This window comes from Bradyrhizobium agreste (assembly GCF_016031625.1).
Taxonomy (GTDB): Bacteria; Pseudomonadota; Alphaproteobacteria; order Rhizobiales; family Xanthobacteraceae; genus Bradyrhizobium; species Bradyrhizobium agreste.
In genome coordinates this window covers 232588-242328 of record NZ_JACCHP010000009.1, presented here as the reverse complement: position 1 = coordinate 242328, position 9741 = coordinate 232588, and the positions used below count along the sequence as shown (strand labels likewise).

8 protein-coding genes are annotated in these 9741 nt (G+C 65.6%); 1 reads left to right on the top strand and 7 read right to left on the bottom strand.

All coding sequences use genetic code 11. The features are described from left to right. Nucleotides 1-447: 447 nt before the first annotated feature. Nucleotides 448-1710, bottom strand: a complete 1263-nt coding sequence (locus HZZ13_RS16035; RefSeq protein ID WP_197960521.1) for an NAD(P)/FAD-dependent oxidoreductase — start codon at nucleotides 1708-1710, stop codon at nucleotides 448-450. 300 nt (nucleotides 1711-2010) lie between these two features. On the opposite strand from HZZ13_RS16035, the gene HZZ13_RS16030 reads away from it, so the two are divergent. After that, nucleotides 2011-3183: an ABC transporter substrate-binding protein gene (locus HZZ13_RS16030; protein WP_197960520.1), complete on the top strand. Its 1173-nt coding sequence runs from the start codon at nucleotides 2011-2013 to the stop codon at nucleotides 3181-3183. A 159-nt stretch (nucleotides 3184-3342) separates the two neighbouring features. Here HZZ13_RS16030 and HZZ13_RS16025 read toward each other — a convergent pair whose 3' ends face one another. From HZZ13_RS16025 to HZZ13_RS16000, 6 genes are read right to left on the bottom strand one after another with little or no spacing between them, the layout of a single operon-like run. Then, on the bottom strand, nucleotides 3343-5214 hold the full coding sequence (locus HZZ13_RS16025) for a bifunctional sugar phosphate isomerase/epimerase/4-hydroxyphenylpyruvate dioxygenase family protein (RefSeq protein ID WP_197960519.1): 1872 nt from the start codon (nucleotides 5212-5214) through the stop codon (nucleotides 3343-3345). Continuing rightward, a complete protein-coding gene (locus HZZ13_RS16020; protein ID WP_197960518.1) occupies nucleotides 5211-6269 on the bottom strand; it encodes a Gfo/Idh/MocA family protein in 1059 nt (352 codons plus the stop codon). Before HZZ13_RS16020 ends, HZZ13_RS16025 begins: the two co-directional genes overlap by 4 nt. After that, the gene (locus tag HZZ13_RS16015) at nucleotides 6266-7003 is read right to left on the bottom strand and encodes an ABC transporter ATP-binding protein (protein ID WP_036020339.1); all 738 of its coding nucleotides are present in this window, start codon (nucleotides 7001-7003) and stop codon (nucleotides 6266-6268) included. The genes HZZ13_RS16020 and HZZ13_RS16015 overlap by 4 nt, the downstream gene beginning before the upstream one ends. Before the next feature lie 9 nt (nucleotides 7004-7012). Then, the gene (locus tag HZZ13_RS16010; protein ID WP_197960517.1) at nucleotides 7013-7756 is read right to left on the bottom strand and encodes an ABC transporter ATP-binding protein; all 744 of its coding nucleotides are present in this window, start codon (nucleotides 7754-7756) and stop codon (nucleotides 7013-7015) included. Then, the gene (locus tag HZZ13_RS16005) at nucleotides 7753-8751 is read right to left on the bottom strand and encodes a branched-chain amino acid ABC transporter permease (RefSeq protein ID WP_197960516.1); all 999 of its coding nucleotides are present in this window, start codon (nucleotides 8749-8751) and stop codon (nucleotides 7753-7755) included. The genes HZZ13_RS16010 and HZZ13_RS16005 overlap by 4 nt, the downstream gene beginning before the upstream one ends. Next, a complete protein-coding gene (locus HZZ13_RS16000) occupies nucleotides 8748-9623 on the bottom strand; it encodes a branched-chain amino acid ABC transporter permease (protein WP_197960515.1) in 876 nt (291 codons plus the stop codon). The genes HZZ13_RS16005 and HZZ13_RS16000 overlap by 4 nt, the downstream gene beginning before the upstream one ends. Nucleotides 9624-9741 lie beyond the last annotated feature (118 nt).

The following is a 9741-nucleotide window of genomic DNA, read 5'->3' as shown; positions in this document are numbered from 1 at the left end:
TCCGTCTGGCCGCCTCCGCCAGCATCTCCTCGCAGGTGAACGCCTCGTTACGCAATAGCCGGGTCAGGCGAATCTCTCCCGCCCGATTGCCGCCCAATCGACGCACCCGCAGCTTTCGGCCGCCCGACGCGACCAGCCGGCCCAGGAGAAAGGCCCCCCTTTTTCCAGGCGACGGTCGCCAAACCGTCCCAGTCCAAGCTCCATGCCATCCTCCTCGACAATGAGAACAACACGGAATCAGACATTCTGCCCGTCTTCAACTTCGATGTGTGAATGCCGTAGCCCTCCAGGGGAGGGTCGATCGCGCGCAGCGCGAGCGGGGTGGGGTGATCTCTCCTCACGGGCACTGTTGGATGAGGAGAGACTGTCACCCCACCCCGTCTCACATTTCGCTGCGCTCCATGTGAGCCGACCCTCCCCCTCCAGGGGAGGGTAAGCGCACGCCCCCTACACCACCTTGCTGCTTCCCTGCGTGATCAACCGCGCCGCGCGCTGGTCTCGCGCGTAGATCCAGAGCCAGCTCAGCGCGACGCTGAGGCGGTGGCGCAGGCCGATCAGGAAGTAGATGTGGGCGATGCCCCAGATCCACCAGGCGATGGCACCGCGCAGCTTGACGCGGCCGAAATCGATCACGGCGAGCCGCTTGCCGATCTGGGCGAGGCTGCCGGTATGCTTGTAGCGGAACGGGCCGGTCGCAGCGCCGCGCAGGCGCGCTCTGATGGTCTCCGCGACATGACGGCCCTGCTGCTTGGCGGCCGGCGCGATGCCGGGCACCGGCTTGCCGCCCCAGGCGTTGATGCTGACGGTGTCGCCAATCGCGAAGATCTCGGAATGGCCTGGTATGGTGAGGTCGGCCTCGACCAGCACGCGTCCGGCGCGGTCGTGCGGCGCACCCAGCCATTCGGCGGCGGGCGAGGCGCGCACGCCGGCGGCCCAGATCCGTGTCTTCGCCTCGAGCAGCTTGCCGCCGAACACGACGCCGTCGCGGTTGATCTCGGTCACGGCCTGGCCGAGCACGACCTCGACGCCGATCTTTTCCAGCGAGGCCTGGGCGTAGGCCGAGAGCTCGTCGGGAAAGCCGGCGAGCACGCGCGGGCCCGCCTCGATCAGCACGACGCGTGCCTTGTGCGTGTCGATGTTGCGGAAATCGCCGGGCAGGGTGTGATGCGCCATCTCGGCGATGGTGCCGGCGAGCTCGACGCCGGTCGGGCCGGCGCCGACGATCACGAAGGTCAGCCGCGCCGCGCGCCGCTTCGGATCGGTCTCGCGCTCGGCGCGCTCGAACGCCACCAGGATGTGCCGGCGCAAGGTGGTCGCATCCTCCAGCGTCTTCAGGCCGGGCGCGAACTGCTCCCATTCATCGTGGCCGAAATAGGCGTGACGCGCACCGGTGGCCAGCACCAGCGTGTCGTAGGGCACCTCGCTGCCGTCGTCGATCAGCACGCAGCGGCGAGCCGTGTCGATGCCGCTCACGGTCGCAAACAGCGTCGTCACCTCGCGGCGGTCGCGCATGAGATGACGGATCGGCCAGGCGATCTCGCTGGTGGCGAGCGAGGCGGTCGCGACCTGATAGAGCAGCGGCTGGAACACATGATGATTGCGGCGGTCGATCAGCGTGATCTCGACGGGTGCGCCCGCAAGCCGGTAAGTCGCCTCCAGCCCGCCGAAGCCGGCGCCGACGATGACGACGCGATGGGGATTTGCGGCCATGATTGAACCCTCGAATCTCGCTGCTGCTCGCCTTCATTTAAGTGCGGATTGGGCGCCGCGGTCCAATAGCCGTCCTCAATGGGCGAATAGACGGGATGCATCGATCCGGCGCGAAAAAGCGCCGCAGCCTCCGTCCAAGTGAGTAGAATTATATTTCTTGCCACCGTCGATCGGGGCGAAATATGGTGCAAGGCAGGCGCTGAGCGATTGGCGGCGCGACAGATTTTGCGTTCAATAGAGACGGGCCTGGAGCGGCGATCACCCCGCTTCCGGGGACCGATAATAAGGAGGGGAGTGGTTATGAGGACGGCATTTTGGCTGGCGGGCGCAGCGGCGCTGGTGCTGGCAAATCAGGCGTTCGCCGGTGACACCATCAAGATCGGCTTCGTCTCGACCTTCAGCGGCCCGACCGCCGTGATCGGCAACGACATGCGCAATTCCTTCGAGCTCGCGCTCGATCATCTCGGCCGCAAGATGGCCGGCAAGCCGGTCGAGGTGATCTACGAGGATGACGGGCAGAAGCCCGACGTCGGCAAGCAGAAGACCGAGAAGCTGGTGCAGTCGGACAAGGTCGATTTCATCGTCGGCTATATCTGGTCGAACGTGCTGCTCGCCTCGCTCAAGACCGCGGTCGATTCGAAGACCTTCCTGATCTCGGCCAATGCCGGTCCGTCGCAGCTCGCGGGCGAGCTGTGCTCGCCTTACGTGTTCTCGACCTCGTGGCAGAACGATCAGACGCCGCAGGCGGTCGGCACCTATATGAACCAGAAGGGCGTCAAGTCGGTGTTCCTGATCGGCCCGAACTATGCCGCCGGCAAGGACATGCTGGCCGGCGTCAAGAGCACCTTCAAGGGTCAGGTCGTGGGTGAGGAATACACTGTGTGGCCGAGCCAGCTCGACTTCTCCGCCGAGCTCTCCAAAGCGCGTGCCTCCGGCGCCGAGTCGATCTTCGTGTTCTACCCGGGTGCCGCGGGCGTGCAGTTCCTGAACCAATATGCGCAGGCCGGGCTGAAGAGCACGATGCCGCTCTACACCGCCTTCACCATCGACGAGCTCTCGCTGCCGCTCCAGAAGGAGAACGCGCTCGGGGTGCCCGGCGCGCAGCAATGGGTCAACGACCTCCCCAACGAGCAGAACAAGCGCTTCGTCGCCGACTACCGCAAGAAGTACCCCGGCCTGCGCCCGACCTTCTACGGCGCGCAGTCCTATGACGCCGCGAACCTGATCAACAGCGCCGTCGTCGCCGTGAAGGGGGACACTTCGAAGAAGGACGAGATGAAGGCCGAGATGGAGAAGGCCAACTTCAAATCGGTGCGCGGCCCGTTCAAGTTCGGTAACAACCACATCCCGATCCAGAACTTCTACCTGCAGGACGTGGTCAAGGATTCCGAAGGCCAGCTCGCGCTGAAGACCGTCGCCACCATCGTCGAGAACGACCAGGATCGCTTCCACGACAAGTGCAAGATGAAGTGAGGCACAAGCGATGTAGCCCCTTCTCCCCTTGTGGGAGAAGGTGGCGCGAAGCGCCGGATGAGGGGTATTTCTCCGCGAAATGAGTGCGCGGAGGCAGACCCCTCACCCGTCTCGCCGCTGTCGCGGCGAGCCACCCTCTCCCACAAGGGGAGAGGGTCGTCACACCCTTGGCATGCTTGCGGGGCGCACCTCGCGCGCTTGCGCTGCGAGCCTGATGCCGGCGTTGGCCGCACCGAAACCCTGATAATGCCTGCGCTCGACGATCTCGAAGAAGAAGCGCTCGTCGAAGATGTGGGTGTAGACCTGGAAGAACTCGCCGTCGCCTTCGCGGTCGTAGAGGATGTGGTTGGCGCGCAGCTGCGCCATCAGTCCAGGCGAAAGATCGTATTTGGCTTCGATGTCGTCATAGTAATTGTCGGGGATGTCCAGGAAGCCCGCCCCGCGCTGGCGCATGGCCGCGACGGTCGCAAAAATATCCTGACACGCGAAGGCGACGTGCTGCACGCCCGAGCCGAAGAACTCCGAGATGAAGCGCGCCGGCAGGGTGCGGTTGGCGGAGGAGCCGTTGAGCACGAAGCGCAGGCTCTGGTCGGCGTTGACGACGGCCTGGCTCTGTACGAGACCTCGGGGGTCGGCGATCTCCATCTGTGGCAGCCGATTGAGGTCGAGAATGCCGGTGTAGAACAACAGCCAGGACAGCATCTCGTCATAGGGCATCGACTGCGCGATGTGATCGACCGCGAGCAGCGCATCGCCGCTGGCATCGCTTGCAACAGGCTCGAAATCGGTGTCCCAGTTCTTGCCGGCCTGGTCGAGAAAATAGAGCAGGCTGCCGCCGACGCCGTGGATCGCGGGGATCTCGAGTTCGCCCGGACCGACCGGCTGGTAGAAGGTGCGCGCCTTCAGCGTCTCGGCGCGCTGCATGGCACGGCCGGCATCGTCGACGTCGAGCGCGATGGCGCAGACGCCGGGCCCGTGGGTGACATAGTGCGAATGCGCAAAGCCGTCGGTCTCGCAATTGATGACGAGCTCGACCTTGCCCTGCGACCAGCGCTCCACCGCCTTGCTGCGGTGCTGGCCGCTCTTGCGGAAGCCGAGCTGTGAGAACAGACGGGCAAGCTCGCCGGCCTTGCTCTCGTTGACCGCAAACTCGATGAAACCGGTGCCGCGGCTCTTCGCCTTCGGAGCCAGCGCCTTGCCGGCGAAATTCGGCCAATCCGGTGCGAGCTGGTCCTCCAGCAGGATCAGCGAGCGCAGGCCGTCGACCGCAGTCTGTGCGGCCGAGCCGGCGCGGAACTGGTCGTTGAAGATCTCCAGCGACAGCGGCCCGGCATAGCCGGTCGCTGCGACCGCCGCCATGAACGCGCCGACCGGCAGGTCGCCCTGGCCGGGAAAGGAGCGGAAGTGCCGGCTCCACGACAGGATGTCCAGCTCGAGCCTTGGTGCATCGGCGAGCTGCACCAGAAAGATCTTGTCGCCGGGGATCGAGGCCATGGCGCGGGTCGGAAAGCTGGGCGCCAGCGCGTGGAAGCTGTCGAGGATGACACCGATTGCGGGATGATCGGCGCGGCGCACGATCTCCCAGGCGTCGCGATAATCGTTGACGTGGCGGCCCCAGGCCAGCGCCTCATAGCCGACGCGCAAGCCGCGTTTGGCGGCGCGCTCGCCGAGCTCGCGAAAGTCGTCAGCAGCGCGGTCGATGCCGCCGAGCGAGGCGGGCGAGACGTTGGAGCAGATCAGCAAGAGATCGGTGCCGAGCTCCTGCATCAAATCGAACTTCCGCTCCGCGCGGGCGAAGTTGCGCGCGCGCTGCGGCTCCGGCATGCCCTCGAAGTCGCGGAACGGCTGGAACGCACAGATCTCGAGATTGAGGTCGCGGCAGAGTTTTGCGATGTCGCGCGGGCCGGCGCCGAACGACAGCAGGTCGTTTTCGAAAATCTCGACCGCATCGAAGCCGGCGGCGGCGATGGCGCGGAGCTTTTCGTCGAGCGCGCCGGAGAGGGAGACGGTGGCAATCGAGCGCTGGTTCATGCGGCCTGCTCCATGATCTGGCCCGGCGAGATCTTTTGCCCCGTGCGCGCGGCCTCGCTGACGGCTTCGACGACGGCAAGCGTTCCCATCGCGTCCTCGACCGAGATCAGTGGCTGTTCGCGGCCGGCGATCATTGCGCAGAAATGCCGGAGCTGCTCGACCAGCGGATCGAACGCGGGCGGCGCGATGGTCGCGCGCGACAGCGGCGCGTACCAGCCGGACTGCTGCGCGTAGGACCACAGCTCCATGTTGGGCACGGAGAGCGAACCCGCGGTGCCCGAGAGGATGTAGCAGGGCTGGTCCTGCTTGGGATAGGCCGGGTTCTCGCCTGAGGAGAGTTCCCAGCTCCACGGCGCCGGCGTCGCATCCGACACGGTCACCGTTCCCAGCGCGCCACTCGCAAAGCGCAGCAGCAGCGCGGCAGTGTCCTCGACCGCGAAGCCGCGCACCTTGTTCGAGGTCAGCGCCTGCACCTCGACGATCTCGCCGCAGATGAAGCGGAGATTGTCGATGTCGTGGATGAGATTGATGAGCAGCGGCCCGCCGCCCGCTTCGCGCCGCCAGGCGACCTCGAAATAATCGTCGGGCTTCTTGAGGAGCCATAGCCCGACCACGGCCGCGAGCTGGCCGAGCTTGCCGCCCGCCACCGTCTCGCGGGCCGACTTGATGATCGGATTGTGCCGGCGGTGATGGCCGACCAGCATGGGCACGCCGGTGCGTCTCACCGCCGCGCAAAGGCGCTGCGCGGTCGCAACCGTCTCGGTCACCGGCTTCTCGATCAAGGCCGGCACGCCGGCTTCGGCGCAGTCGAGCGCCATCGGCAGATGCAGCGTGTTGGGCGAGGCAATGATCAGGCCGTCGGGCTTCTCCTCTGCCAGAAGGGCGCGATGGTCCGCATAGCAGGTCACGCCATGCGCCAGCGCATATTCCTTCGCGGCGGGCGAAGGGTCGGCGATGCCGGCGAGCACGCAATCCGGGGAGGACTCGATCAACTCGATATGGCGACGGCCGATCAGGCCGGCGCCGGCCACGGCGATCCGCATCTTCGCGCTCATGCCGCACTCTCCTCCATGGCGCCGCCGAGGAAGAGCTGCCCGATGCGGGGATCATTCAGAATGCGCCTGGCGTCGTCGACCATGCGGGTCTGGCCAAGCTCGAGCACGATGCCGATGTCGGAGATCTCCAGCGCCGAGCGCGCGTTCTGCTCGATCATCAGGATGGTGACGCCGCGGTCGCGCAAGCTCTTGAGGATGTCGAAGGTCTGCTGCACCATCAGCGGTGACAGGCCGATCGAAGGCTCGTCGACCAGCACCAGCTTCGGCTCGAGCAGCAGCGAGCGGGCGATCTCGAGCTGCTTCTGCTCGCCGCCGGACAGCGTCGAGGCCTGCTGCGCGGACTTGCGCCGCAACGCCGGAAACAGGTCGAGCGCCGCCTCGATCCGCTTGGGCAGGTCGAGGCCCTTGTCGGCGGCGACGCCGCCGAGCTCGATATTGTGGCGCACCGACAGTTCGGGAAAGATGTTGCGCCCCTGCGGCACGTAGCAGATGCCGGCGTTGAGCAGCGCGCGCTGGCTTAAGTTCGTGACGTCGCGGCCCGCGAAGCTGATCTTGCCTTCGCGCAGCTTGAGCAGGCCGAAGATGGCCTTGAAAACCGTCGACTTGCCGGCGCCGTTCGGACCGATGATCGTCGTGATCGTGGCCGAAGGAACGGCAAACGTCGTGCCGTTCAAGATCGTCATCTTGCCGTAGCCGCCGACGAGATTGTGGACCGAGAGGATCGGGTCGCTCATCACTCGCTCCTAATGTCCGAGATAGGCTTCGATCACGGCGGGGTTCTTGCGGACCTCGTCGGGCCGGCCCATCGCCAGCACCTTGCCTTCCGCCATCACCATCACGCGCGAGCACAGCGACATCACGAACTCCATGTTGTGCTCGATCACGACGAAGGTGGCGTTCTTCTCGCGGTTGATCGCGACCAGGCGCTCCTTGAGGTCCGCCAGCATCGACGGGTTGACGCCACCGGCTGGCTCATCGAGCAGCACGAGGCGCGGACCGCCCATGAACGCCATCGCGGCATCGAGCAGTTTCTGCTGACCGTAGGAGAGACCACCGGCTGGCTCGTCGGCGAGATGGTCGAGCTTGAAGAAGCCGATCATCTGGTTGGCGGCCTCCGTCAGTCCGGCATCGGAGCGGCCGACCAGGCGCGAGGCCATGTTGCCCTGGTGCTCCTGTCCGGCGAGGATCAGGTTCTCGCGCACCGAGAGTTTCGGGAACACCTGCAACAGCTGGAAGGTGCGGCTGACCCCGAGCTTGTTGAGCTCGGAGGGGCGCAGGCCGGTGACGACCTGTCCGTCGAGCTTCACTTCGCCGCCGGTCGGCGTCAGCTGGCCGAGGATGCAGTTGAACAGCGTGGACTTGCCGCAGCCGTTCGGCCCGATCAGGCCGAGGATCTCGCCCTCGCGCACGTCGAACGAGACGCCGTTGACGGCGTGGATGCCGCCAAAGCTCTTCTTGATGTCGGTGACTTCGAGAACCGCACTCATTGCACCGTCTCCAGGCGCGACTTTGCGACGGCGCGCAGCGCGGACGCCGCCTTGGTGCGGCGTTCGGCGAGATAGCGATCGAGGATTCCGAGAATGCCGGTCGGCGACCAGATCAGCAGCAGCATCACGGCGACCGCGTAGAGCATCAGATAATAGCCTTCCGCGAAGCGCAGCCATTCCGGCAGCAGCACCGCGATCATCGCGCCGAGGAACGGGCCGAAATAGAAGCCGGCGCCGCCGACGATCACCATCAACAGGAGGTCGAGCGAGAGCGACAGGTTGAACGGCACCGGATCGATATATTGCGTCAGCGGCGCATAGAGCGCGCCGGCGACGCCGCCGAGCGCCGAGCCGATCGCGAACGCCATCAGCGTGTAGCGCCGCGTATCGATGCCGAGCGATTGCGCGCGCAACGGATTTTCCCGTAGCGCCATGAAGGCACGGCCCCAAGGCGAACGGATCAGCCACCACACCGCCAGCGAGACGATCGCGAGCGAGCCGAGGCAGACATAGTAGAACGGCAGCGGCTTGTTGGTCGCGATGCCGAAGATGTGGGGACGCGGAATGTTGGAGATGCCGTAGATGCCGCCGGTCAGCCAGCTCTCGTTGCGGAACAGAAGGAAGGCCAGCGTGGAGAAGGCCAGCGTGACGAAGGCGAGATAATGGTGCTGCACGCGCAGCGCGGGATAGCCGAGCACCCAGCCGATCGCAAAGCTCAAGACGATCGCCACCAGGATCGCCGCCGGCAGCGGCCAGCCATGTGTGGTCATGATCGCGGCGGCGTAGGCGCCGATGCCGACGAAGGCGCCTTGGGCCAGCGAGACCTGGCCGGCATAGCCGAGCGTGAGATTGAGCCCCATCGCCGCGATGCTCATCACGGCCCATTGGCTGAGAATGAACAGGCCGTAGCGGTTGAAGTTCATGGGGACGATGATCAGCGCGGCGATCACGGCAAGGCCGAGCGCGATCTTCAGGGGTTTGGCGAAGCCGCTCATACGGTGCGCTCCTCGGCACGGCCGAGCAAGCCCTGCGGCCGGAACAGGATGACGGCGATCAGGAACATCATCGGCACGGCGGCGCGATACTGCGTCGAGACATAGGCCGCCGCGAGATTATCGAGCACGCCGATCAACAGGCCGCCGGCGATCGCGCCGCGCACCTGGTTGAAGCCGCCGACGATCGCGGCGATGAAGGCGGCCTGGCCCAGCACCTCGCCGGACGAGAACTTTGCGAGGTAGATCGGTGTGATCAGCAGCGAGGCCAGCGCCACCAGGAACGCGTTGATCAGGAACGTCAAGAGGATCATGCGCTCGACCGGCACGCCGATGATGCGCGCCACCGTCGGATTCTGCGCCGCCGCCTGCATCTGGTGGCCGAGCGAGGTGCGGTTCAGCAGCGTGGTCAGGCCGAGAACGGCGAGAATGGCGACCACGAGCACGCCGATGCTCTGCAGGGACACGGCATGGCCGAGGATGGCGACCTCGCCGGTCGGCACGATCGAGGGGAAGGGCGAAGCCTCGGCGCTGAAGAATTGCTTGACGGCCTCCTTGATGCCGATCGCGAGCGCCATGGTCGCAATCGCCAGCGGCAGCACGCCATGGCGCATCATCGGGTCGACCAGCAGCAGCTTGAAGGCGAGGCCGAGCAGGATCATCGACAAGAGGATGCCGAGGATGATCGCGAGCCAGAACGGCGCGCCCACCTGCATCGCCGCCAGCATCAGGAACGCCGGCAGCATCACGAACTCGCCTTGCGCGAAATTGATGGTCTGCGAGGTCTGCCACAGCAGCGTGAAGCCGACCGCAACCAGCGCATAGATGGCGCCGGTGGCCAGCCCCGCGACCAGTAGATCGAATAGGTTGGACATGTTCCCTCTCGTGTCCCTATTCCCGCTCCATCGTTGCCCTCTCCCCTTTCTCTTTCTTCTCCCTCTCCCTGTTCTTACGGGGAGAGGGTTGGGGTGAGGGGCTGTTTCCGCGAATTCG